This is a genomic window from Microcystis sp. M090S1 (assembly GCF_020246295.1).
In the GTDB taxonomy this organism is placed as follows: domain Bacteria; phylum Cyanobacteriota; class Cyanobacteriia; order Cyanobacteriales; family Microcystaceae; genus Microcystis; species Microcystis aeruginosa.
The window spans coordinates 1-24,461 of sequence record NZ_JADBTF010000067.1 but is presented as its reverse complement, the minus strand read 5'-3'; the positions used below and the strand labels follow the sequence as shown (position 1 = coordinate 24,461).

Here is a 24,461-nt window from a genome sequence, read left to right as displayed (position 1 = left end):
GTTGTATCCTACACTATATTTTAATAAATCTTTACATTTATCCTGGTATTTGAGGTTGCGGGGAAACAGAAGTCAGAAGTTAGATTAGAACCATTAAACCCAGCTAAAGCGATGCAGTGGGAAAAAGCGAAAAACTACATTGCCAATCACGTTATTGACTGGTAAAAATCCCCAGATATGGGAATCGTTGCTATTATTACGATTATCTCCCATGACAAATAATTCACCAGAAGGAACCTGAATTAACGGCAAATTGTAGCGCAGTGCTTCTGAAAGAAATACTCTTTGATTGGTATAATTTAAATACCGAACAGCCTCTGAGAGACACCTCGTTTTCTTTTCGGGATAACATCGTCAGAGATTCCCCAATAGTTTGATGCCTGAGACATATTATATAGCAATAAGTCTTCGGGCATTCTTTCCAAAATAAGCTGGTCGAAATTGGCTGGATTAATATTCATTGCTTCCATCACAGCATCACCGAGTTCTTTCGATAATAGCGGAATAACTGCATTACCAATCTCACGAAAACCATGCCATATTGTGCGGTGAAACTGAAACCAATCGGGGAATGTATGTAATCTGGCGGCTTCTCGTACAGTAATACAACGAGGAATAGAATAGTGAATGGGTCTGGGAGCAGTATAGGCCCCTTTGTCACTATTAGTTCCGGCCCGGAGAGTATTACATAAACCAGTGGGAGAAAGCTTTAAAAAGCGACTTTTTGGTTCCACTGTACCCGGTTCGGTTACGATAAATCTATCAATTGATCTTTGGGTATGAACTGAGCCTATATGTCCATAGATTTTTGTATCTACTGTTCTTTGATGGCAAAGTTTAAAAATATCCCCTGGCTGCACTGAATATTTTTTCCTCTTACCACTATAATCTAATTTTGATGCAGGTATGCCTAAATCAGTATCGATAAAGGCAGGTATTAATTCTAAATCTGAAATCGCATCATAGACGCTGGTAAAAGCTGATTTTTTGGCTGAGTTCAAATCGACGGTCTTTGTCAAAGGATATTTAGCCATCGGCACGTCTTTTCGACTACCAATTAAGATTAATCTTCTGCGCTTTTGTGGTGCGCCATATTCACTGGCATCAAGGATTTTAATTGGCTGATTAATTGTATAGCCAATAGCTTCAAATTCAGAAATTAACTCCTCTAAAAATTGTTTGTGTTTACCCGTAGCCATGCCGGGGACATTTTCAAAGATAAAATACTTGGGTTTAATTTCTGCTACAATCCGCAGATATTCAAATACAAGAGAATTTCTAGGATCATCTATTTGTCGTTTACCAATCAATGAAAAACCTTGGCAGGGGGGACCGCCGGCAATTAAACTAACATCGGTGGCATAGCCTTTTAGTTTTAATAATTCCCATATTTCTCTACTTGTTACTTTGGCTATATCCCGGCAAATAGTTTGACAATAGGGAAAGTTAAAATGATGAACCAAGGAATGGACTGCATCAAACTCCACCGCTACAGCAATATCAAATCCCGCCGCTTCTAGACCAAGGGACATCCCACCGCAGCCGGCAAATAAATCGATCGCAATTGGTCTATGTTTCACCTTGATGATTAGCTCTCTATTCTCTGCCTTTCATTGTACTGTATTTTTGATATAATTAACATTTTAAGTTTTATTAAGAGGGCAATTCCTTGAGCAAGTTAGTAATCAATTGATCGACTTTCTCTAATTCTTGAATAATTTGTTTAACTCTCTCTAATTCGTCGGCAGGGTTAGGCGGTTGTTTCGTTTTTATTGCTGAAGAATGAGCGATTTCACCGCGTTCTTCTCCAAAAGTATCCATATTTAGTAACCAAACTTTATCTAAGTCATCACTATCGATGCCGATTGGTAAGAGTAATTTTAATAGGTTAGTTTCTTTAATCCCATGATTTTGATCGATAACTGATTTAAAACATCTAATCGCTATGTCAATTTTTTTAGTTATTTTTAGTTTATCTTCAGGCAGATTTTTCTTACCTTTAAGAGGAGTAAGGGTGTCGGGAGGAGCTTCCATTTCTTGACCAGAAAAAGCGATTACACATAACAAAACTCGACCAGCTTTCTTTTGATTATCCCAGATATTTTTTGCTGTCAGTACGGTATGCCAAACTCGATCTTCAAGATAAGATTCAATCTCAGCATGAGCAAAAACTCGATAGGCAAAAGTTAAAGCTAATTGTCTTTCAGAATATTCATTTATCTCGCTAAATTTACGAGGTAGGAATTGTTTTTTTAGTCGATTCAATTCTTTGGTTAGTTGTCTAAATCTCAGAGATTTCGGCATAGTAAAAAAACTAACTATCTTAACCCCTTAAAAATAATACGATTGTCTTCCATCTGAGGAATATTGAAGTTAATATCTAATACTTTTGATAAAGCTTGACCCCATAAATGAAAACGATTGTAAGTTGCTCTAATACTTTTAGTAGTTTTTTCTACTGAGTTCCTAAATTCATTGTCAGGGTTAGATAATAATTCTTTAAAAGCATTTTCTATCTGTTCTTTGTTTTTCTCGGCAGCTGCTCTAATTAGATCATCGCAAAAGTAAAAAACCATCACATCTAAAATTGCTCGATTCAACTGACTTCGATACTTTCCTTCTTTATATAACCAGAGACGAGAAAAGTTTTTCTCTCCAAAAATATTAATTGTTGTTTGGACAGCTTTTTCAAATTGATCAACAACATTGATAATTTCATCTGAGCGTTTTTCCCATTCTTGATTGAAATTTTGACAGGTTTTATCTAGAAGCATCTGAACATCACCGCGATAATCAGATAAATAATAATGAAAAGCTACATAACGCAATAATATATCAGTGTCGCGCATCCGGAAATCGGGATAGGAAGATTTAAATATTTTCTTTAATGCTTGACTTTCGATCGCTCGATCATCTAAAAAATTAATAAAACCCCCTGGGTGTAATGCTTGTCTTAATTCCTGTGGAGACAAAGGGGTATTTTCCTGATTGAGACGCAGAAAAATTTTATGGAGGAAACTCTCCGTTTTCCAATTACGGATAACAATCGTGCGGATAGTTTGATTATCCAGTTGGTCTAAGATATCATTCAAATTGAAGTCATTTTTTAGATCCTGATATTGGCAGCCATTGAGATTATCTAGAAATTCTAAATCTTGTAAAGTAAAACTATTATTAGGTGTGTCACTGTCACCATAAAACTGTAAAATTGTTAGTAAGCGTTGTTTGCCATCAAGAACGATAAATTTCCCTTTTTCCTTATTATTAGTAGCTAAGACAATCTGTGGGACTGGAAACCCTAGAATTACGGATTCAATAAATCGACTTTTACGAGTAATACTCCAAGCATCTCGTCTTTGAAAGCGCGGATTGAGTTGAATATTTTCTCGAATTAATTGATCGCGGATCGTTGCGGTAGTCCAATCACTTCCAGCAACAACAGTCTCGGAGATTTCTTTGAGTTGTAGCTTTTTTTGGTTTGCTGATTCTCCTTCAATATCTTCTTCTTCTTCCGCAAAATCCACCGCTTCTATTTCTTCCCACATCTCTAACTGTGCCATGGTAGTAATTAATCTCCTCAATTGTCTATTCTGCAAAAATCCCGCCCCAATATTTGGACGGGACTAACAATCAATCAATAATTCAATACTACTCCCATTCTATAGTTCCGGGAGGCTTAGAAGTAATATCATAAACCACGCGGTTAACTCCCTTAACTTCATTGACAATGCGATTAGAAATTGTCTCCAATAAATCATAGGGAACCCGGGACCAATCGGCAGTCATTCCGTCTTCACTGCTGACTAAACGTAGGACAATAGGATAAGCGTAGGTGCGTTGATCTCCCATCACTCCCACACTGCGGACAGGCAATAAAACCGCGAAAGCTTGCCAGAAATCGTGATACATTCCCTGCTTATTAATCTCGTCGCGCACTACCCAATCTGCATCGCGCAAAATATTTAATTTATCTGCGGTCACTTCCCCTAAAATGCGAATTGCTAAACCGGGGCCGGGGAAAGGTTGACGACGAACAATTTCTTCCGGAAGACTGATCGATCGACCTAATTTTCTCACCTCATCCTTAAATAATTTTCGCAGGGGTTCGACCAATTTAAACCGGAGATTTTTCGGCAGTCCACCAACGTTATGATGACTTTTAATTTTAACCGCTACTCTTTCCCCGGTTTTGGGATCTACATTACTATCGGCCGATTCAATCACATCGGGATATAAAGTTCCTTGGGCCAGATAATCAAAGGGTCCCAAACGATTCGATTCTTCTTCAAACACCTGAATAAATTCATGGCCGATACGACGGCGCTTTTCTTCGGGATCCGTGACACCGGCCACTTGCGCTAAAAATCGCTTTCTAGCGTTGACATACTCGACTCTAATATGGAATTGCTCGTTAAATATCTGCATTAATCGTTCTGGTTCACCCTTACGCATGAATCCCTGATCGATAAACATACAGGTTAGTTGATCACCGATCGCTCGATGCAAGAGGAATGCTAAGGTAGAGGAGTCCACACCGCCGGATAAAGCCAATAAAACTCGCTTATCGCCCACTTTTGCCCTAATTTCTCGGATCGATTCCTCGACAAAAGCTTCCGTGGTCCAAGTGGGTTCGCATTTGCAGATATGATAGACGAAATTGCGAATTAAGGCGATTCCTCCCACAGAATGGACAACTTCCGGGTGAAACTGCACTCCAAAGAGTTTTTTCTTGTGATCGGCAATGGCCGCACAATCGGTATTATCGGTATGAGCGAGAATTTCAAAACCCGCGGGCAATTCCACGCAGGAATCTCCGTGACTCATCCATGCGGTGGAGCCGTTCTCGACATTGGTTAATAAATCGGTAGGATCGTTGATAAATAGGGATGCTTTGCCGTATTCGGCCCGTTTTGCCCGTTCTACCCTGCCCCCTAACTGCTGTACCATCAATTGCATCCCGTAGCAAACTCCGAGGATGGGTACACCTAAATTCCAAATTTCGGGATCACAGTGGGGCGCTCCAGGATCATAGACGGAATTGGGGCCGCCCGAAAGAATTATTCCTTTCGGGTTGATTTGTGCCAATTGTTCGGCACTGGTACGATAGGAGAGAACTTCGGAGTAAACGTTCGTTTCCCGGATTCTGCGGGCGATTAATTCAGAATACTGGGAGCCAAAGTCAAGAATGATGATTATTTGACGATTAAGGCTATTAGTGAAGGACTCTGAGGGCAAAGTCTCTTGGGGGGTGGGAAGGGGGGTTTGAGTTGTCACTGCGATCAAAAAAAGAAACTGGCAGGAAAAGGTTAAAGATTTGTGAACTAAATCGGCTATTGTTCTGAAAATAAGCTAGAATAGTCTAGCCTTATTATTTTCATTTTTTAAGACTAAATATTCCCACGATCATAGCACGGTCACTGGGGGGTAACTTGTAGATTTTGCAAAAATTTAAGGCCATTTTCGCTTTTGCTGATCAAAGAACGAGAGCGATCAAATAAAATACAACCGACCCTAAGATGACCGTTACTGTGGTTATAAACGTATTCTTGGCAACGGCGATCAATCGTATTAGCCATTTCTCCATAGATGCGTTCCACCCAATTATCTCCCGTTTGCCGGTCTAATTGACGCAGATATTCCAGACCGTTTTCGCTGGTGCTACTGTCAAAAATTTGCTGGAGATGGGGGGTAGCTAAACCCATTTTAGCGGCGTAGGCGGTAAGAATTTCCCGACGACCATCGGCGAGATGATGGTGAGTCTGAAAGATTCCCCCGGCAAGTTTAATTAATTTACCGTGATAACCAAACAAAAGAATTTCAGAGATTCCCTGTAATTGTGCCTCTAATAACATCGGCCCGATCCAATTGGCTGTTTTTACCAAAATATCAGGATTAATACCCATTTGAGCGGCTAAATCTAAGCCATTTTCCCCGATACAAAACACCAAGCGATCGAAACGACGGGATAAATTTTTTAATTGCTCACGAAAGATTTCTAACTGTCCGGGGGCGCTGAGGGGTTGGGAAATGCCGGTGGTACCCAACAAAGATAATCCCTCTACCACCCCAAAAGCGGCGTTAGAAGTCCTTGTGGCCAGTTTTTTGCCTTCTGGAAGGATAATCGTCACTTTGAGGCTTTCTTGGGGCAGTAACAGGGGTCTGAGGTTTTCTTGCAGGAGACGCTGGGCATAACTATAGATAGCTGATTTTCCGCTATTATCAACCTGTAGGCCGATTCCTTCGCCGCCTTGAATCTCTATCTCTTGATTACCCGTCTTTCTTTCTACTAACGCCCATATAGGGGTATTTCTAGTTAAATCTAAATTGTCCCCCGGATCGCTGCGGGTGATGGCTAGGGCAGCATCGGGGTTCAGTCGGGCAACTTGTTCGATGGCAATAGTAACGGCTTCTGGCGGTTCTAAAAGATTAAAAGTAACGGAATTTAGCTCATTTTCGCCGTGGAGATGCTGGAGAGATGCGATCGCACTGGCACAGGCAAAAACCGGTAAAGTGTAACCTGAACGGGGTGGAGAGATAGACATGAATAGGGTCGATAGCCAATCAAATTAGCCGTGATCTCATTATATAACTAAGGGGCAACCTCTGCTATTTTTGATGATTGTTTGACATCCTCACCCTGGGTGCAGAGGATGTCAAACGCTATTGGCAATTGGCCAATTTTGTGATACACTTGCCTATAAGAATTTTAAGGGATACTAGCAATTAGAATAGTTACAAACTCGACTTATTTGGTCGATTGTTACTTAACAATTGAGATGGCAAATTCTACAATGAGACTAATTTATGATATGATGAAAGAATGTATGATAATGTTTGTCGAACCTTAGCGTCACTTTTTTCAAGGGATATAGCCACTTGGTTAATGGGAGAACCGACTACATTAACCGAGTTGGAACCGACTGAGTTACTGCTAGATCCAATTAGAGTAGATAGTTTTATTTTTTTACAATCAGAAGACTTAATTCTTCACATCGAATTTCAGACAGATCCGAAAGAAGATATTCCTTTTAGAATGGCTGATTATCGTCTGAGGATTTATCGTTGGCTTCCTCGAAAAAGAGTTTATCAAGTGGTTATTTATCTGAGAAAAAATCAATCTGCTGCTGTCAAAATTAATACCTTTGAGTTATTAGAACTACAACATCGTTATAATGTAGTTAGACTCTGGGAAGTTCCCAGTGAAACCTTTCTAGATGTATCAGGTTTACTTCCGTTTGCAGTGTTGTCTCAAACTGATAATCCAGAAAAAGTATTACAACAAGTAGCTCGTCAAATTGAAAAAATTTCTGATAACATAGAGAGAAATAACATTGCTGCCTCAACTGGTATTATTGCAGGGTTAGTTTTAAATCAATCTATCATTAAAAGATTACTCAAGGAGGAAATTATGAAGGAATCGGTTATTTATCAAGAAATTCTCGCTAAAGGAATCACAGAAGGTGAGATTTTAGGCTTTAAAAAAGGCGAAGCCAATCTAATTCTTAAACAAATTAATCGCCGAGTTGGTAATATTTCAACTGATTGGGTCAACAAAATTCAAGAATTATCTTTAGAACAATTAGAAGATTTAGGAGAAGCTTTATTAGATTTTACCTCTCAATCTGATTTAATTAACTGGTTTAATTATCTTGAAGAAAATAAAAAAAATATTAGATAGTTACACCCTGCAATCTAATATAGCGGTGTGCAGTCGTATGAGGTACAGTGTCACGAGCTATAAACCATGCTAGGCAAAGCTTGGTCTGTATCTCACTCAAGCGCTTACCGCTATAAATAATACTTGTCATTGATGAAAATTTTCTTTCCTGATCATAGCATTTTACCCGTACACAACCAATAACGCTATATTTGAGGAATTAAATCAAAGCGATCGCCTATAGCATTGTATAATAAAGTTGTCTTGAAATAATTAAGAGAAATTTACATAACTACTGATATAAATTAACGGAAGTTCTAGTAAATCTCGCTGATAAATGCTAGTAATAAAGAAACGTGCAGCCTTTTCTCGATGCTGATTTAGTCGTTGAATTTGAGACTGTACGGGGGTAAAATAACGATGATAAACATAACTGTCTTTTTCTTGCCAATTAAGGTATTGATAATGAGGATCATAAGCTAGTTTTTTAGCTTCTTCCGTGAGATTAATCGGACAGAGATCCACTTTATTTAAACAGATTAATAAGTGAGAAACTTGAGAGCATTCTTTGAGCAAAAAGTCAACCCATTTTTCAAATCTTTTGATCCATTGTTGACGAGTAATAAAATGATCTAGATTGTCTTTTTCAGGATTAATAATCTCTCGATAAGGTTCTAAAATAACTAAAACCGCATCTGCTGTCTGAATTTTATTTAATGTTTCTTGCCACATCTCATCATGAACATCTTGCCAAGATTTTCGCCAAATTTCTCCTAATGTATCAATTATATCTAAGTCAATTGTTTGAAGACCAGCTGTTAAATAAGCCTTAAACTCCATATATGTTTCAGAAAACCTGCACCCGTTTATTGTTCCTGCTCTTGTAATTCCTCTATCGTCAAGTATCAAAGATTTCATGAATTTATAATCGGGTTCTACAACTTTGATATAATGACCATCAGGATTAAGAATTTCTAGACAAAGATGTGTTTTTCCTGCAACGCGATCGCCGATACAAATAATTTGATTCACTTGTTTAACCTCCATGTTGTCAACTAATTGTAATTCTTTTCATTGGCAATAATTTGATGATTGAATTAATAAAGATTGATATAATCTGTCTTTTCCCTCCTGTGTATAAGATTCGATTCGTTCAATTCTATCTAAAATATCACCTAAATAAATTAAGTCATCACCCATAAAGGAATCACCTCTTTCATGATTCTTTCCCGAAAACAATCTCGTAAACTGTTAATAGTAGCCACATCAACTTTACAGCCTAAATAATCTTCTAAGTCTTGAATTAAACCAATTCTATCTAATAAGTTGCGCCCTTGTTCCATTTCTACTAAAAAGTCAATATCACTGTCATTGCTGTCTTCTCCTCTGGCAACTGATCCAAATATGAGAATATTAAATGCTCCATGTTTTCGAGCAATTTTTATAATATTCTCTCGTTTTTCTTGAAGAAGTTGATAGCGTTTCATTTTCATAATTTCCCGAATCACTCAATATTTTTTTGGGCAAGCAATATTAGTTTTTCCTACAATAATTATAGCATTTTACCCGTACATAACCAATATAAGGGTTCAATTAGGCCAAAAGGTTGCCATTCTTGAGGATTTCTAATCACGGCCGATGTTCCCTCTTTACTTTTTGATTGAATAATTGAATTAGGGTCGCAATATTGACCAAATACTCCGAAGGATGAAGTGGTAAAATATTCAACTTTTTCCTTGTTTTCTTGAGTCCAATTTTCTAGAATTTCATACATTTTAGGAAAGCGTCTTTGTACCATACCACGAGGATCATCTCGATTAACCCAAAGTTCTGATAAATCACATTTCGTGACAGCAAAAGCGATAGGACAACCTTGAGGGTTACGCTGTGTTAAATCTGTAGTAAATTTTTCTAAAGACTTAGCATATACCTCATCTTCTCGATGAGATGTTCCATCTATTGGTAAGAAATATCCACCTATATCACTAAATAAATCATCATAATATTCTGTGAAGCTATGAGATGATGAAAACTTTCTAATATCTCTCAAGAGACTATCTGGCATATCGTAGATATCAAATGAAACTTCTTCTGTATTTTTAGCCCAAAATAATCCTTTTATTTCCAGAGTAATAGTAAAACGATAGAAAGGATGATCGCAAAAGCTACCTTTAAATTGTGTTGCGTCTAACATCAATTGCTTTTTTAAAATGTTTTCTGCCTTATAACTCAAGTTTCTTGCAGACGGATTACTCGGTGTTACTTGACAAGATAAAACCTTTTTAGATTTTACCTGATGTTTTTGATGATAAGCTAAAGTCGCAAGATAAGTGCTTAATCCTGCTGCAGAAGAACCTATTCCTATGATAGGGCTTGCTGAATAAATGTGAAATATAGGCATGGTAAGGGTTTTGTGGCTTTTCTTGCGAAACAGGTGCAAGATTTTGAGAGAATCGTGCTTCAAAACCTGGTGTCTTCATCGGCCCGCGTCCTGTAGGGGCGAAGCATTCGGATAGAAAATCTACGGTTTCACCGATAGGTTATTGCCCGAATGCTTCGCCCCTACTTTTTCAGCAGACCCTATGATATAGCGGTGTGCAGTCGTATGAGGTACAGTGTCACGAGCTATAAACCATGCTAGGCAAAGCTTGGTCTGTATCTCACTCAAGCGCTTACCGCTATATTAGTCATAACATTTACCTCACAGAAATAATGCGTTAAAAAAGGTTGAATAACTGGACTATTAACCCCACCTACAAACCCATCAAAGACCAATTCAAGAAAAAGAAACTTAGCTGACATTGAGCAGTTAATGGCGGTGGGAGCCTCGCTTTCTTGGCTGACTAAAAGGCAGTATAACTGAACTTCCCCGTTGACAAAAGGCCATAACATCTGCTGTAGGAGGGATTAAGAGTATTCAAGCAAATCGTCCCCAAGTCCTCCAATAAAGTCCGAAAACTAGGCCCAGGAAAGTTCTCTTAATTCCTTTTGGACATAATCTTAGGTTTTATGGCTAGAATTGTCTCTTGTCTTTTTCTCTTCCTGTCTCCTCACCTAAGGGAAGATTTTTGATTTTTTCAGGATCTATATTAATCTTTCAGCAATTGTAAGCGATAACGATACAAAGCCACAGGACGATTCGGCGCTTGGAAATAATCAGGCGATTGGGGGGAAAGATAAATGGCTGTCACCTGATCGCCTAGAATTTTATTAGGAGATAATAACTGATAGGCGGTGGTGGTTTCCACCTCATTAAGATAAGTATTGGTTTCTCCCCGGAAAATTTGTTGAATAATTTCTGTGGCAATAAATTGATTTCGGCTAGGAGTTTCGCTATTTCTGGCAATTACCGTGGAAATTAGTTGATGAGCGCCCCGTAAAAAGGCAATCTGACGATTGGGATTATTGGGGTCAGTTTTTACCGATAATACCGATTGATTACCTAAATAGGCGCGACTAATTGCTAAACCATTAAAGGATCGATCGGCCACAGTTGATGGTTTACTGATAATGGTGGATAAAAAGGCAGCATTTATCGGTCTGGACATAGCTTTCTCAATGAATCTCACTGGAAACTCGATCGATTGTTCTAGGTAACGACGATTACTTTCAAAACCAGGTGTGATAATCTGGGGAGCAAGAGGAGCGGTTAAATCAATCAGGGTACTGGTGACAGTCCAATTGCCTACCATCCAATCGGGATAAACTAAATCTCCGCTGGCAAAACTAACCACCGGTTTAGTCATCCAGCGAGGATAATCGGTTAAGCGATCGCTTAAATTTCCCGCTATAGATAATTCTAAATGGTTACTACAGCCTAGAATCAATACTAACAAGAACAAAATTATCCTTTGCATGGGTAAAAATATTTTTTAAGTAATATTCTTTAATTATGAACGATTTTATCAACTCTCAAGCCGTTAATCTCGATTCGGCAGTAATTCCCATCGCACCGACCGGTTTTAAATCGGGTTTTATTGGCATTATTGGCCGTCCTAATGTGGGCAAATCTACCCTGATGAATCAATTAGTGGGACAAAAAATCGCCATTACTTCCCCCATCGCTCAAACTACCCGCAACCGTTTACGCGGCATTGTCACCAGCGAGCGCGCCCAGATGATTTTTGTCGATACCCCCGGCATTCACAAGCCTCATCACGAATTAGGCAAAGTTTTAGTTAAAAATGCTGAAAACGCCATAAATTCTGTAGATTTAGTTTTATTTGTTGTCGATAGTAGCAATTTTTTGGGTGGTGGCGATCGCTATATCGCCGATTTACTGACTAAAAACCAAAATCCCACGATTTTAGGGCTAAATAAAGCCGATCAGCAACCGGAAGACCCGGAGCCTCTAGACGATAGTTATCGTACCTTAGCGGCGGAAAATAACTGGTCTCTACTCAAATTTTCGGCACTGGAGGGGACGGGAATCGAAGCATTGCAAAATCTGTTAATTGATTCCCTGGAAGTCGGTCCCTATTACTATCCCCCCGATTTAGTCACCGATCAACCGGAAAGGTTTATTATGGGCGAATTAATCCGCGAACAGATTTTACGGCAAACCCGTCAGGAAATTCCCCATTCTGTGGCAGTGGTGATTGAACGCGTCGAGGAAACTCCCGCTTTAACCAAGGTTTTTGCCGCCATTAACGTGGAACGAGATTCCCAAAAAGGGATCGTCATCGGTAAAAATGGCAGTATGTTAAAAGCGATCGGCTCTTCGGCTCGATCGGCTATTCAAAAGTTAATCGCCGGGGAGGTATATTTAAAATTATTTGTGAAGGTAGAACCAAAATGGCGACAATCTCGCTCACTTTTAGCAGAATTTGGCTATCGCACCGAGGAGTGAATTGGGGTGTGGGGTGTAGGGTGTAGGGTGTAGGGTGTAGGGAGAAGCTTTTTTCAGTGATCGGTAAACAGTGAACTGATAACTGAAAACTGATAACTGAAAACTGATAACTGATAACTGATAACTGATAACTGAAATGACCGATATTAAAACCCTAATTAAACAGGTACACCAAGAGGCAAAAAAAGAGGATTTTCCGATCGATACCCTAATTTACCAAGAGGCCAAAAAAGACCCCTTTGAACCGGTTTTGTATGCAGGTAATCTGGCTAGTCAGTTATGCTTTTTTGGGCGGGATTTAGGACGAGATGAAGTGTATGCAGGACAACCTTTGATCGGGGCTGCCGGTAGAATGGTGAGAGAGGGATTTTTTCAAGCTTGGCAGGGGAGAAAATCTCATGATCGTCAAGAGTTATTATCCGTGTGCGATCGAATTTTCCTAACTAATACAGTTCCCTACAAACCTCCTGGTAATAAAGCTTATTCTGGGGAAGTGAAAGATCGTTTTCGTCCATTTATAGAAAAACTGCTAGTTTTTTATTGGCAAGGTGATCATATCATTCCCCTTGGCACGGAAGCTTTTAAATGGTTTGAACCCTACGGGAAACCCAAAGAAGTGGATAAATTCTATCTTGATAAAGAACGCTTTACTAAAAAACTGCTAGTTACCCTTACCGCTACCGATGAAGATGGATTAAAACAGCAAAAGAAAGTGACTTTATTGCCTCTCCCCCATCCCTCTCCTCTCAATCAAAGATACTATGCTCTTTTTCCTGATTTATTACAAAAAAGATTAACTGAATTTGCCTTTTAACTAATGAGAATTTACGGCAATCGTCCCATAAAAACCCTAGCAGGACAATTAACCCGTCCGACGACAGCAAGGGTGCGAGAAGCTTTATTTAATATCTGGCAACAGAAATTATCTGGCTGTCGTTGGTTGGATCTTTGTGCGGGTAATGGTTCCATGGGTGCGGAAGCTTTATGTCGAGGTGCGAGTCTAGTAATCGGAATTGAACAATCAGGACGCGCTGGCGAAATTATCAAGGAAAATTGGCGCAATTTAGCAACTTCTCCCCAGCAATTCCAAGTAATTCGGGGGGATGTGGTGACAAAGTTAGCCACTTTAGCGGGGAAAAGTTTTGATTTAATTTATTTTGACCCTCCCTACGAAAGCGGTTTATATTTACCCGTACTAACTGCCATCTCTCAATTTAATTTATTAGATTCTCTGGGGGAAATTGCCGTGGAACATAATCCCAAATCTTGGCAAGCAATTAATCTAGAAGGTTTAACCATTTGTCGTCAGAAACGCTACGGCAATACCACCTTAACTTTTTATCAAAAAGCAGATGTCTCCTGACCACTGACTCTTAAGGTTTGATCCCCCCTGCCCCCGTAGGGTTGATTCATGAATCAACCCTACCTTCCTAGGGAGAAGGGAGAATAAATAAAAATAATCTCCTGCCGACCGCCGAAAATGGTCAATTTTATTTGACAGTCCAGAAAAAATTATTATTTCTCAACAAAATCACATAATTTGTCACTTTTCTTGACAATCATCCGGAGTAAAGCGAGAAACTTTCTGACAACCGTAGTTAATCGCCTCCTGTTTAAGCTATTTAAAGAAAAATTAGGGCTTATTTCGATAAAATTCGCAGTAAATAGGCTATAGCCTCCTAAAAAACTTAAATCCCTTCTCCTAGTCCTTTTTTTGACCTGAAACTACACCGAAGTTTTCTGACACGGCAGCTTAACCATTTCCCCTTAACCCTTGCTGCTCCCCAGATTATCCCCTAGTTTTTGTATAAATTTATACCCGACAAAAATAGTCGGGTATATTTGACACCAAGATTTTGCCGGTGATAGGATGCTTGTAGATTTAGTTGACGGCAAGACAGGAAAATCATGACCCTAGCGACAAACATCGAAACCTCAAAATTCATCCCCACCTTTACCCGCTTGGTTTCTAAGGAAGGAGGGACATCCTACCCCCTGAAAGCGCTGAATATCTGCGAAGAAACCTTTGCCCCCCTGGAAGTGGACTACGATTACGACCTCATCCGTCGCACCGTTACCAGAGAAAGCATTCAAGCAGGTCCCAATTCCATCTGGCGCTATCGTTCCTTTTTGCCGGTGGAAAGTGAAAATCCTATCGATGTGGGTACGGGTATGACTCCCCTAGTTAAATCCCACCGTTTAGCCCGGCGCTTGGGTCTAAAAAATCTCTACATTAAAAATGATGCCGTCAATATGCCCACTCTCAGCTTCAAAGATAGAGTGGTATCCGTCGCCCTTACCCGCGCCAAAGAATTAGGTTTTACCACCGTTTCCTGTGCTAGTACGGGAAATCTGGCCAATTCCACCGCCGCTATTGCCGCTCACGCCGGTTTAGACTGTTGTGTTTTCATTCCCTCCGATTTAGAAGCGGGTAAAATTCTCGGAACCCTAATCTATAATCCCACGGTAATGGCGGTTAAAGGCAATTACGATCAGGTCAACCGTCTCTGTTCAGAAGTGGGCAATACCTACGGTTGGGGTTTTGTCAACATCAATCTGCGTCCCTACTATTCCGAAGGTTCCAAAACCTTAGGCTTTGAAGTAGCCGAACAATTAGGCTGGAAACTCCCCGATCATATTGTCGCACCTTTAGCCAGTGGTTCGCTCTTTACCAAGATTTATAAAGGCTTCCAAGAATTCATTAAAGTCGGTTTGGTGGCAGATAAAGCAGTGCGTTTTAGTGGCGCTCAAGCGGAGGGTTGTTCCCCCATTGCCCAAGCTTTCAAGGAAGGACGGGATTTTGTCGCCCCAGTTAAACCCAATACTATCGCCAAATCGATCGCTATTGGTAATCCCGCCGATGGTGTTTATGCCCTTGATATTGCGCGTAAAACTGGCGGTAATATTGAATCCGTCACCGATGCCGAAATTATCGAAGGTATTAAACTTTTGGCAGAAACGGAAGGCATTTTCACAGAAACCGCAGGCGGTACGACTATCGCTGTCTTGAAAAAATTAGTAGAAGCAGGTAAAATCGACCCCGAAGAAACCACGGTCGTTTATATCACCGGTAATGGTCTAAAAACCCAAGAAGCGGTACAGGGTTATATCGGTGAACCCCTGTTAATCGAACCGAAATTAGAAAGCTTTGAACGGGCCCTGGAACGTTCCCGCACCCTCGAACGCCTCGAATGGCAACAGGTTCTCGTCTAGAATTGATGTTCAGGGATGATGGGGCAATTATCCTCTTGCCTCATCTCCACAAGCAATTTAAATTCGCGCGCAGCTTACTGTCCTTTCCACTTTTTCCTTGATATCTATGGCTGTAAAAGTTCTCATTCCTACTCCCCTGCAACAACTTACAAAAAATAAGGCTACCGTCGAGTGTAGTGCTAGTAATGTCGGTGATTTAATCGAATCCTTAGAAGCAAGTTTCCCCGGTATTAAAGCCCGCTTATGCGATGAAGAGGGCGCACCCCGGCGCTTTTTAAATTTCTACGTCAACAGTGAAGATATTCGCTTCCTCGATGGGACACAAACCCCCTTAAAAGATGGCGATGAAGTCAGTATCGTTCCTGCGGTGGCTGGAGGTTAACCTCCCCATAAGTTTGTTTTCCGTCAATTGTAATTAAACCCCTAGAAAGTGATGTTTTCTGGGGGCTTTTGTTTAGGTAAGTTTTAGTTAGGGTTGCCAGAAAAACCTAATCTTTGTGTCCTTTGTGCCTTTGTGGTTGTTCATATTATTATAAGCTGAGACACATTTGGTCAATTGCCATAGAAGTTCTCATCTAAGATTTGCTCTGGCAAGAAAGGACAAATTTTAGGATAATCATTTTCTGGGGGAATCCGAACACCAAATTGAGCAAGTTTCCCTTCCTTAATTGCCACTTGACGAGCATCTGGATAAGCTTCCTCGATAGCAGTTTCTAGATGGGATTTCAGGGAAGGCGTATCGCGTAAGTTTTTCTCAATTCGCTGGCGATGCTCAATAATAGAACAATACCAGCTATCCTTCATTGATGGCGGTGCGTCCTGCTGTACTTTTAATTTGAGCAAATGAGCTAAAAGAATCATCAAATTACTTTCTAAAGTTCTTTTTTCCGATTTTCCCAACTCGGTTAACTCCTCAATTAAGTTATCAGTATCCAGCGCAGCAAATTCCCGCTTCTGTAGGTGGCTAATTGTTGTTGCGAGCCATACTTGAAAATCTTGTTCGTAGAGAGTTTTGGACATAGCGATAAGTTGTTCGTTGGAGTCAATAACTGCATTGATAACTAAGGGAATACAATTCTCAAGGCGTTGCTAATTTCTAGCTTCCCTTGTAGTTTACCAAAAAATCACCTAAAATGGAAACTAAGTAGGTAGGCGTTAAAAATTATCAGATGCCCCCCTTATCAAGGGGGGACTAAGGGGGGATCGGCACCCCCCTTATTAAGGGGATATCCCCCCACCTATCGGCACCCCCCTTATTAAGGGGAGATCCCCCCGCCTATCGGCACCCCCCTTATCAAGGGGGGCAGGGGGGATCGAACCTAAAATTTATCTTCAATTTAATTATAACCAGCTACTTATCTGTATCCCTTGCTGACTGCCTATGGCTCCCTACACCATTTTCTACTATCTTTGAGCAAACCGGCGAAAGATAAGGAGTTAAAACTATGCCTTTAAGTTGGAATGAAATAAAAAATCGCGCCATCGCTTTTCAAAAAGAGTGGCAAGGAGAGACTTCAGAAAAAGCAGAATCTCAATCTTTTTGGAATGAGTTTTTTCATGTCTTTGGCATTTCACGGCGTAGGGTAGCCAGTTTTGAGCAACCGATAAAAAAAGCAGATAATAAGCAGGGTTTTATTGATTTACTCTGGAAAGGAACGATTTTAGTTGAGCATAAATCGAAGGGGAAAGATTTAGAAAAAGCCACACAACAGGCTAAGGATTATTTCCCAAATTTAAAGGAACATGAGTTACCGCGTTATATTTTAGTCTCGGATTTTCAACGGTTTAAATTATATGATTTAGATTCGGGTAATCAATGGGAATTTGAATTAAGTAATTTTGTTGATAATGTTCATTTATTTGATTTTATTGCCGGTTACGAAAAGCGAGTTTATAAAGACGAAGATCCCGTCAATCTTCAAGCTGCCGAGTTAATGGGAAAACTTCATGATTGCCTCAAAGAAATTGGTTATATGGGGCATAATTTAGAAGTTTATCTAGTGCGTTTATTATTTTGTTTATTTGCCGATGATACGGGTATTTTTAATAAGGGGATTTTCTGGGAATATATCGATCTACATACCAAGGAAGATGGCAGTGATTTGGCGATGCACATCGCTTATATTTTTCAGGTTTTGAATACACCAGAAGAAAAAAGATTAAAAAATCTCGATGAAAATTTAACTCAATTTCCCTACATAAATGGCAATTTATTTGAGGAATCGTTACCTTTAGCGGTTTTTGATAGCAAGATGCGAGTCATGTTATTAGAAGCTTGTGCTTTTGATTGGGGAAAAATTTCTCCTGCTATTTTTGGTTCTATGTTTCAGTCGGTAATGAATCCAAAAGAACGACGCAATTTAGGGGCGCATTATACCTCCGAGAAGAATATTCAAAAGGTGATTAAACCGTTATTTTTAGATGATTTACACAGAGAATTTGAGAAGATTAAAGGCAATCGCACTAAATTACTAGAATTTCACAAAAAGATTGCTAATTTATATTTTCTTGATCCTGCCTGTGGTTGCGGCAATTTTTTAATTATTACCTATCGGGAGTTACGGGATTTAGAAATTTTGGTATTACAGGAATTAAATAAAACGGGGCAGTTAGTAACAGATATTAGTACCATTATTCAGGTGGATGTGAATCAGTTTGCTGGTATTGAATACGATGAGTTTGCGGTGAGGGTTGCAGAGGTGGCGATGTGGTTAATTGATCATCAGATGAATATTAAGGTTAGTAATACTTTTGGTCAGTATTTTGTGCGTTTGCCATTAAAGAAAGCGGCAAAGATTGTTAATGGAAATGCGTTGCGGATTGATTGGGAGGAAGTTATATCAAAAGAGAAGCTCAATTTTATTTTAGGAAATCCTCCTTTTGTTGGTGCGATGATTATGAACGAACAGCAAAGGAATGATATGGCTTATGTTTTCGACAGTGAGAAAGGAATAGGCGTTTTAGATTATGTGTGTGCATGGTATATTAAGGCTGCTCAAATAATTCATGGCAATAGAATCAGGGTTGCTTTTGTTTCCACAAATTCTATATCTCAAGGGGAGCAAGTTGCCTTACTTTGGAATATTCTTTTTCAAAAATATCAGTTAAAAATTCATTTTGCCCATCGTACTTTTAAATGGAGTAATGAAGCCAAAGGAAACGCCGCAGTTCATTGTATAATTATTGGCTTTGGAAGTTTTAATATAACAAATAAAATCCTCTTTGATTATGAAGATATTCAAGGTGAATCATTAGTCATTCAGTCTAATAATATTAATCCCTATTTGGTTGATGGAAGTGACATCATTATTTCTAACCGAAGTTTTCCTTTATCTAATGTTCCATTAATGCGTTTTGGTAGTATGCCAAGAGATGGTGGTAATTTTATTTTTACAGAACCAGAAAAAGAAGAATTTTTAAAATTAGAGCCGAAGGCAGAAAAATGGATTAGACCTTATACAGGAGCGCAAGAATTTATTAATGGTTATAGTCGCTACTGTCTATGGTTAATTGATATTTCTCCCAGGGAATTAAAGACATTACCAGAAGTCATAAAAAAAGTAGATAAGGTTAAAAATTTTAGATTAAAAAGTAAAGCTGCTTCTACTCGCAAATTTGCGGCGACACCTACTCTATTCTGTCAAATAGCACAACCCGAAACGAATTATTTACTTGTTCCCCGCGTCTCATCTGAAAGAAGAAAATATATTCCAATAGGTTTTATGAATAAAAATGTGATTGGTAATGATCAAGTTTTATTAATTCCTAATGCAAATTTATATTTATTTGGTATTCTTACTTCAGAAATGCACATGGCATGGGTTAAATATGTGTGTGGACGATTAAAAAGTGATTATCGTTATTCAAAAGATATTGTTTATAATAATTTTCCTTTTCCAGAAAATATCACCGACAAACAAAAACAAACCGTCGAAACTTGCGCTCAAACTGTGCTAGATACTAGGGTAAAATATCCCGATAGTAGCCTTGCGGATTTATACGATCCTTTAACCATGCCTCCCGACTTGCTCAAAGCTCACCAAAAACTTGACAAAGCCGTTGATTTGTGTTATCGTCACCAACCCTTTACCAGTGAATTAAACCGCATTGAATACCTTTTTGAACTCTATGAAAAATTAACCGCTCCCCTACTCCCTACCAGCAAACAAAAACCCCCGAAAAGAAAAAATCCTCAATAACGAAGGCAATATGCAATAGGCAATAGTCAAAAGGAGATTATTTTTATTTATTCTCCCCATCACCCCACTTCCCCCCGCAACGCGCACGCAGTGACCACCCCACTTCCTCATCACCCCACTTCCCACACCCCACACCCCACTTCCCCATTCCCATACCTAAGCGCCGCAATTCCGGAGATTATATAAAAAAACACCCAGAACAATCGAGGTGATGGACAATACTAAAGGTTGTGTAGGTCATCAGAAAAGCCCTTTCAGGGTAAAATACTATGAAACTAGCGTCACGAGTCAATCAAGTCACCCCCTCCCTTACCCTAGCTATCGACTCTCTGGCCAAGGAAATGAAGAAAAACGGCGAAGATGTCTGTAGTTTTAGCGCCGGGGAGCCAGATTTCGACACACCCACTCACATCAGAGCTGCCGCGAAAAAGGCCCTCGATGAGGGAAAAACTCGCTACGGACCGGCTGCCGGGGAAGCGGGGTTAAGAAAAGCCATCGCCGAGAAATTGCTGCGGGATAATCAATTAGCATACAATGCCGATAATGTCATCGTCACCAATGGCGGTAAACAGTCTCTCTACAATCTGATCATGGCGTTAATTGAAGCGGGGGACGAAGTAATTATTCCCGCACCCTACTGGTTGAGTTATCCTGAAATGGTAACGTTAGCGGGGGGAACATCGGTTATCGTCAACACTAGCCTAGAGAATCACTATAAAATCACCCCCGAACAGCTAGAAGCGGCAATTACACCGAAAACTAAATTATTTGTCCTCAATTCTCCCTCTAATCCCACCGGTATTGTCTATACTCCCGAAGAAATCGCAGCTTTAGCAAAAATTGTGGTTGAAAAGGATATTTTAGTCGTTTCTGATGAAATTTACGAGAAAATCCTCTACGATGGCGCAATTCACCGCAGTATCGCTTCTTTTGGTCCGGAAATCTTTCAGCGCAGTATTATTAGTAATGGTTTTGCTAAAGCTTTCTCGATGACGGGGTGGCGCGTCGGTTACATAGCAGGACCGGTGGAAATTGTCAAGGCCATGACTAAGATCCAAAGTCATAGTACCTCCAATGTCTGCACTTTTGCCCAATACGGTGCGATCGCTGCTTTAGAGAGTCCCCAAGATTGCATCGAGGAAATGGTCAAAGCTTTTAGCGAGCGCCGACAGTATATTTTAGAACGAGTGCGAGCCATTCCCGGACTCAATTGTCCTACTCCCAACGGTGCTTTTTATGTGTTTATCGATATTAGTCAAACTGGTTTAAAATCCCGGGATTTTTGTCAGAAACTCCTCGAAACCCAAAAAGTAGCTGCTATCCCCGGTATTGCTTTCGGTGCCGATGATTGTATTCGTCTTTCCTACGCTACAGACCTAAAGACGATTGAAAAAGGATTCGATCGCCTTGATCAGTTTATCGGTACTTTGTAGGATGATTACTTTGTCTGTTAGGGTGAATTTTGTTCGCCCTTTTTTTTGGTTTTAACCACTTAGCTATTAGCCTTCAGCCGTCAGCTTTTATTTATTCTACCCCGCAACGCACGCGAAGTAGTCTCCCTGCTCCCCAATTCATAATTCATGATTCACCCCCTGTGCAACTATATTTTTAGTCTTGATTTACAAGGCTCTCAGAAATCAGCAGAGATAAAGTATCCTCTGGAACCCTGATTCTGTCGTTTTCAGTTGCACATTGCGTTAATTCATAATTCATAATTCATAATTGATAATTCATCGGGGCTTTTGTTAAGTTACATTAAGCCCTACAATAAAATTCTGGTGAGTTAGACGAAATTCGCTCGATCGCTCGGTCTTATCTGCTCCTAGCTGAGACAGAGAAAAGATAGCGCATCGAGAAACAGAAAACTTGATCTCTCAAGCTTTCGTCAATACTGCCCTTGTCATCTATCTTGAGTTATAACCTAGTGTCCCAAACCCTACCTAAACCCTCCCTAAAAAGAGAATTTTTGCCATTTACCCTACAGGATGTCCGTCTAGCTATCCCGGCCCGTTGCTTCCAATCAAGCGTTTTTCGCTCTTTAGCCTACTTTTTTTTTGATATTGGCATCATTACCCTACTTTACTGGATAACTTACCAGATTAATCAAGCATGGTTCTTCCCACTTTTTTGGTTTATGCAGGGAACCATGTTTTGGGCCTTATTTGTCGTCGGTCACGATTGCGGTCACGGTTCCTTTTCCCGTTATCGTTGGTTAAATAACTTAATCGGTCATCTCAGTCATACTCCCATTCTCGTACCTTTCCACGGTTGGCGTATCAGTCATCGCACCCATCACGCTAATACCGGCAATATCGACACCGATGAAAGTTGGTATCCCGTCACGGAAACCCAGTATAACAATATGGCCTGGTACGAAAAATTAGCTCGTTTTCAGCTAATTTTATTTGTTTATCCCCTTTATCTTTTCCGTCGTTCCCCTAATAAACAGGGGTCCCATTTTATGCCCGAAAGCCCCCTCTTTCGCCCCTCGGAACGGTGGCAGGTACTGACTAGCACCGTTTGCTGTACCTTTATGTTAGGTCTATTAATCGGGGTGGGTATCAGCTACGGCTTTTGGTTTCTGTTTAACTACTACATCATGCCCTATATCGTCTTTGTGGTTTGGTTAGACCTAGTGACATTCCTACACCACACCGAAGATGATATTCCCTGGTATCGCGGTCAAGACTGGTACTTTCTCAAAGGGGCGCTTTCTACCATCGATCGCGATTATGGCATCTTTAATCCCATCCATCACCAAATTGGTACTCACGTCGCCCATCATATTTTTATCACTATTCCCCACTATCATCTCCAAGAAGCAACCGAGGCCATCCGTCCCGTCTTAGGAGACTATTATCGCGTCTCGAAAGAACCGATTTTCAAATCTCTCTGGCGGTCCTACCGCAATTGTCATTTTGTCAGTGACCAAGGCAGTAAGATTTTTTACCGCAAAAACTGATCCTGTCTTAGCTATCAGGAGGAAACGGCAGCAAAATCTGCCTCCTCCTCTCACACCGAGAATAGTTGCCAAAACTGGGGGTAAAGTCTTTGTCTTTATTTGATTCATTGGCAAGGAATTAAGCTGATGCAGTGAAATTGAACGACTTACAAAGGGAATGACATTGGCAGAATTAGCCAAGAATCAAACAAATATCCAAGCGGTTCTCTAGGATTTGATCATTTTGCTTTTCAACAGCTACTGGCAAGAGGATATTAAGCGCCTAGAATCTAAAAATTTACGATCAAGCAGGTCTAAAGAGTGAATTTTTATGATACTGTCCATTGTACTAACTCAATTATAACTTTGCTATAAAATATTAATTACTCAGACAGCAAAAAAAGTAGCAGATTATGACACAGGCAATCCTTACTCAAATCTTGAATCAGCTTGAGACTCTTGAGCTAAAAGAACTTCAGCTGCTTAATCAGAAGATTCAACAGTATCTTATGGATAAAGAAGAAGCTGAGAAACAAGCGGTATTTCACCAATCTCTTCTTGATGCTGGATTAGTCAAGCAGATTAAGCGTCCTTCATCTCAACCGATAACTGAGCGACGATTGATTGAAATCGAGGGAAAACCTATTTCAGAAACGATTATTGAGGAACGCCGTTAAATGGCACTTTATTTCCTAGATAGTAGTGCCTTGGTCAAGCGTTATATCAGCGAAACCGGTTCAGCGTGGGTATTGGGATTATTTGCTGCTGCTTTAAATAATGAAATATTTATTGCCGCAATCGCCAAGGTAGAAATTGTGGCTGCTATTACGCGAAGATCCCGCACTGGAAGTATTAGGGTTACGGATGCAACGGCAATAGTTCATCAGTTGAGAAAGGACTCGCTTAAAGATTATCAAGTCATTGAAATTACCGAAAGTATAATTAATTCAGGAATGGTATTAGCGGAAACTTATGGTTTAAGAGGTTATGACGCAATCCAGTTAGCAGTAGGTTGTGCTGTTAATACACTTTGCCTAGCTAGTGGTTTACCTTCTATCACTTTTGTCTCGGCAGATAATGAATTGAATGTCGCTGTGATCAGTGAGGGATTGCTGATGGAAAATCCTAATAATCATCCGTCTTATAGCGGTAAGCGCTTGAGTGAGATACAGACCAAGCTTTGCCTAGCATGGTTTATAGCTCGTGACACTGTACCTCATACGACTGCACACCGCTATAAGTAAGCGATAAGCTGTGAACTCTGAAATTTTTAGAGTTTAAAAAGGTGGAAAAAAATAATCCCCTTCAAGGGAGTAAATGAAGGGGCGTTTATGGTATTTTTAGAAGCAATTTAGCCTACTTTTCTGGTTTCTTTTTCAGTAGATTTGGATGGTTTTAGTTTGCGCTTGAGGGTTGAGGCTGCGCCGAGTGTACTGACTACCAGGAGACTTAAAGTTCAAGTTTTCCAGAAAGAAAATTAAACTAATTAGGGCTTGCTGAATAAAGGTGAAATGTAGGCAAGGTAAGGGTTTTGTGGCTTTTCTCGCGAAACAGGTGCAAGATTTTGAGAGAATCGTGCTTCAAAACCTTGCGTCTTCATCG

21 protein-coding genes and 2 pseudogenes are annotated in these 24,461 nt (G+C 40.0%); 11 read left to right on the top strand and 12 right to left on the bottom strand.

The window, feature by feature from the left end:
* Positions 1-93: 93 nt before the first annotated feature.
* From lepB to cbiD, 6 genes and pseudogenes are all read right to left on the bottom strand, one after another.
* Positions 94-324, bottom strand: a pseudogene (lepB, locus tag IM477_RS02980) (signal peptidase I); the annotation flags it as partial.
* Positions 300-1,580: a DNA cytosine methyltransferase gene (locus IM477_RS02975; RefSeq protein ID WP_287730479.1), complete on the bottom strand. Its 1,281-nt coding sequence runs from the start codon at positions 1,578-1,580 to the stop codon at positions 300-302. The gene IM477_RS02975 and the pseudogene lepB, both read right to left, overlap by 25 nt.
* 73 nt (positions 1,581-1,653) lie before the next feature.
* On the bottom strand, positions 1,654-2,304 hold the full coding sequence (locus tag IM477_RS02970) for a HEPN domain-containing protein (RefSeq protein WP_287730478.1): 651 nt from the start codon (positions 2,302-2,304) through the stop codon (positions 1,654-1,656).
* A 14-nt stretch (positions 2,305-2,318) separates the two neighbouring features.
* On the bottom strand, positions 2,319-3,560 hold the full coding sequence (locus IM477_RS02965) for a DUF262 domain-containing protein (RefSeq protein WP_287730477.1): 1,242 nt from the start codon (positions 3,558-3,560) through the stop codon (positions 2,319-2,321).
* Positions 3,561-3,648: 88 nt separating this feature from the next.
* On the bottom strand, positions 3,649-5,274 hold the full coding sequence (gene guaA / locus IM477_RS02960) for a glutamine-hydrolyzing GMP synthase (protein ID WP_287730476.1): 1,626 nt from the start codon (positions 5,272-5,274) through the stop codon (positions 3,649-3,651).
* Between the two features lie 140 nt (positions 5,275-5,414).
* On the bottom strand, positions 5,415-6,542 hold the full coding sequence (gene cbiD / locus IM477_RS02955; protein WP_287730475.1) for a cobalt-precorrin-5B (C(1))-methyltransferase CbiD: 1,128 nt from the start codon (positions 6,540-6,542) through the stop codon (positions 5,415-5,417).
* A 278-nt stretch (positions 6,543-6,820) separates the two neighbouring features.
* Between cbiD and IM477_RS02950 the strand changes: the two genes are divergently transcribed.
* Entirely contained in the window at positions 6,821-7,678 is an 858-nt protein-coding gene (locus tag IM477_RS02950) for an Rpn family recombination-promoting nuclease/putative transposase (protein ID WP_287075709.1), read from the top strand.
* Positions 7,679-7,930: 252 nt separating this feature from the next.
* Here the strand turns inward: IM477_RS02950 and IM477_RS02945 are convergent, their stop codons facing one another.
* From IM477_RS02945 to IM477_RS02930, 4 genes are all read right to left on the bottom strand, one after another.
* On the bottom strand, positions 7,931-8,689 hold the full coding sequence (locus IM477_RS02945) for a hypothetical protein (RefSeq protein ID WP_287730474.1): 759 nt from the start codon (positions 8,687-8,689) through the stop codon (positions 7,931-7,933).
* 152 nt (positions 8,690-8,841) lie between these two features.
* Positions 8,842-9,144 carry a nucleotidyltransferase family protein gene (locus IM477_RS02940; protein ID WP_287730485.1) on the bottom strand — a complete coding sequence of 101 codons (303 nt, stop codon included), beginning with the start codon at positions 9,142-9,144 and terminating at the stop codon, positions 8,842-8,844.
* A gap of 65 nt (positions 9,145-9,209) precedes the next feature.
* The gene (locus IM477_RS02935) at positions 9,210-10,058 is read right to left on the bottom strand and encodes a hypothetical protein (RefSeq protein ID WP_287730473.1); all 849 of its coding nucleotides are present in this window, start codon (positions 10,056-10,058) and stop codon (positions 9,210-9,212) included.
* Positions 10,059-10,746: 688 nt separating this feature from the next.
* Positions 10,747-11,514, bottom strand: a complete 768-nt coding sequence (locus IM477_RS02930) for a DUF6816 family protein (RefSeq protein ID WP_287730472.1) — start codon at positions 11,512-11,514, stop codon at positions 10,747-10,749.
* Between the two features lie 35 nt (positions 11,515-11,549).
* On the opposite strand from IM477_RS02930, the gene era reads away from it, so the two are divergent.
* From era to IM477_RS02905, 5 genes are all read left to right on the top strand, one after another.
* On the top strand, positions 11,550-12,506 hold the full coding sequence (gene era / locus IM477_RS02925; RefSeq protein ID WP_287730471.1) for a GTPase Era: 957 nt from the start codon (positions 11,550-11,552) through the stop codon (positions 12,504-12,506).
* A 136-nt stretch (positions 12,507-12,642) separates the two neighbouring features.
* Positions 12,643-13,320 carry a uracil-DNA glycosylase family protein gene (locus IM477_RS02920; protein ID WP_002750869.1) on the top strand — a complete coding sequence of 226 codons (678 nt, stop codon included), beginning with the start codon at positions 12,643-12,645 and terminating at the stop codon, positions 13,318-13,320.
* 3 nt (positions 13,321-13,323) lie between these two features.
* Positions 13,324-13,869: a 16S rRNA (guanine(966)-N(2))-methyltransferase RsmD gene (gene rsmD / locus IM477_RS02915; protein WP_287730470.1), complete on the top strand. Its 546-nt coding sequence runs from the start codon at positions 13,324-13,326 to the stop codon at positions 13,867-13,869.
* Positions 13,870-14,414: 545 nt separating this feature from the next.
* Complete coding sequence (thrC, locus tag IM477_RS02910; protein ID WP_193961737.1) at positions 14,415-15,719, top strand: threonine synthase; 1,305 nt, start codon at positions 14,415-14,417, stop codon at positions 15,717-15,719.
* A 106-nt stretch (positions 15,720-15,825) separates the two neighbouring features.
* The gene (locus IM477_RS02905; RefSeq protein WP_287730469.1) at positions 15,826-16,101 is read left to right on the top strand and encodes a MoaD/ThiS family protein; all 276 of its coding nucleotides are present in this window, start codon (positions 15,826-15,828) and stop codon (positions 16,099-16,101) included.
* A 170-nt stretch (positions 16,102-16,271) separates the two neighbouring features.
* Here the strand turns inward: IM477_RS02905 and IM477_RS02900 are convergent, their stop codons facing one another.
* Positions 16,272-16,739 (bottom strand): DUF29 domain-containing protein, encoded by a 468-nt coding sequence (locus IM477_RS02900; protein ID WP_287730468.1) that lies wholly within the window; start codon positions 16,737-16,739, stop codon positions 16,272-16,274.
* A 425-nt stretch (positions 16,740-17,164) separates the two neighbouring features.
* On the opposite strand from IM477_RS02900, the gene IM477_RS02895 reads away from it, so the two are divergent.
* The 5 genes from IM477_RS02895 to IM477_RS02875 all read left to right on the top strand — a co-directional run bounded on the left by IM477_RS02895 (position 17,165) and on the right by IM477_RS02875 (position 24,103).
* Complete coding sequence (locus tag IM477_RS02895; protein WP_287730467.1) at positions 17,165-19,918, top strand: DNA methyltransferase; 2,754 nt, start codon at positions 17,165-17,167, stop codon at positions 19,916-19,918.
* Positions 19,919-20,187: 269 nt separating this feature from the next.
* The gene (locus IM477_RS02890; protein WP_287730466.1) at positions 20,188-21,351 is read left to right on the top strand and encodes a pyridoxal phosphate-dependent aminotransferase; all 1,164 of its coding nucleotides are present in this window, start codon (positions 20,188-20,190) and stop codon (positions 21,349-21,351) included.
* A gap of 491 nt (positions 21,352-21,842) precedes the next feature.
* Entirely contained in the window at positions 21,843-22,880 is a 1,038-nt protein-coding gene (locus IM477_RS02885) for a fatty acid desaturase (protein WP_287684196.1), read from the top strand.
* Between the two features lie 392 nt (positions 22,881-23,272).
* Entirely contained in the window at positions 23,273-23,536 is a 264-nt protein-coding gene (locus IM477_RS02880; RefSeq protein ID WP_002800342.1) for a hypothetical protein, read from the top strand.
* A complete protein-coding gene (locus tag IM477_RS02875; RefSeq protein WP_287730465.1) occupies positions 23,537-24,103 on the top strand; it encodes a type II toxin-antitoxin system VapC family toxin in 567 nt (188 codons plus the stop codon).
* Positions 24,104-24,210: 107 nt separating this feature from the next.
* Here the strand turns inward: IM477_RS02875 and IM477_RS02870 are convergent.
* Positions 24,211-24,315, bottom strand: a pseudogene (locus tag IM477_RS02870) (PEP-CTERM sorting domain-containing protein); the annotation flags it as partial.
* Positions 24,316-24,461: the final 146 nt, after the last annotated feature.

What these genes read in the sequence shown, in the direction of transcription:
- IM477_RS02930 (WP_287730472.1), bottom strand. Translation starts at nt 11,514, where the DNA reads ATGCAAAGGATAATTTTGTTCTTGTTAGTATTGATTCTAGGCTGTAGT.
- cbiD (WP_287730475.1), bottom strand. Translation starts at nt 6,542, where the DNA reads ATGTCTATCTCTCCACCCCGTTCAGGTTACACTTTACCGGTTTTTGCC.
- IM477_RS02935 (WP_287730473.1), bottom strand. Translation starts at nt 10,058, where the DNA reads ATGCCTATATTTCACATTTATTCAGCAAGCCCTATCATAGGAATAGGT.
- IM477_RS02940 (WP_287730485.1), bottom strand. Translation starts at nt 9,144, where the DNA reads ATGAAACGCTATCAACTTCTTCAAGAAAAACGAGAGAATATTATAAAA.
- IM477_RS02950 (WP_287075709.1), top strand. Translation starts at nt 6,821, where the DNA reads ATGTATGATAATGTTTGTCGAACCTTAGCGTCACTTTTTTCAAGGGAT.
- IM477_RS02875 (WP_287730465.1), top strand. Translation starts at nt 23,537, where the DNA reads ATGGCACTTTATTTCCTAGATAGTAGTGCCTTGGTCAAGCGTTATATC.
- IM477_RS02895 (WP_287730467.1), top strand. Translation starts at nt 17,165, where the DNA reads ATGCCTTTAAGTTGGAATGAAATAAAAAATCGCGCCATCGCTTTTCAA.
- rsmD (WP_287730470.1), top strand. Translation starts at nt 13,324, where the DNA reads ATGAGAATTTACGGCAATCGTCCCATAAAAACCCTAGCAGGACAATTA.
- thrC (WP_193961737.1), top strand. Translation starts at nt 14,415, where the DNA reads ATGACCCTAGCGACAAACATCGAAACCTCAAAATTCATCCCCACCTTT.
- IM477_RS02890 (WP_287730466.1), top strand. Translation starts at nt 20,188, where the DNA reads ATGAAACTAGCGTCACGAGTCAATCAAGTCACCCCCTCCCTTACCCTA.
- IM477_RS02965 (WP_287730477.1), bottom strand. Translation starts at nt 3,560, where the DNA reads ATGGCACAGTTAGAGATGTGGGAAGAAATAGAAGCGGTGGATTTTGCG.
- IM477_RS02970 (WP_287730478.1), bottom strand. Translation starts at nt 2,304, where the DNA reads ATGCCGAAATCTCTGAGATTTAGACAACTAACCAAAGAATTGAATCGA.
- IM477_RS02920 (WP_002750869.1), top strand. Translation starts at nt 12,643, where the DNA reads ATGACCGATATTAAAACCCTAATTAAACAGGTACACCAAGAGGCAAAA.
- IM477_RS02900 (WP_287730468.1), bottom strand. Translation starts at nt 16,739, where the DNA reads ATGTCCAAAACTCTCTACGAACAAGATTTTCAAGTATGGCTCGCAACA.
- era (WP_287730471.1), top strand. Translation starts at nt 11,550, where the DNA reads ATGAACGATTTTATCAACTCTCAAGCCGTTAATCTCGATTCGGCAGTA.
- IM477_RS02880 (WP_002800342.1), top strand. Translation starts at nt 23,273, where the DNA reads ATGACACAGGCAATCCTTACTCAAATCTTGAATCAGCTTGAGACTCTT.
- IM477_RS02905 (WP_287730469.1), top strand. Translation starts at nt 15,826, where the DNA reads ATGGCTGTAAAAGTTCTCATTCCTACTCCCCTGCAACAACTTACAAAA.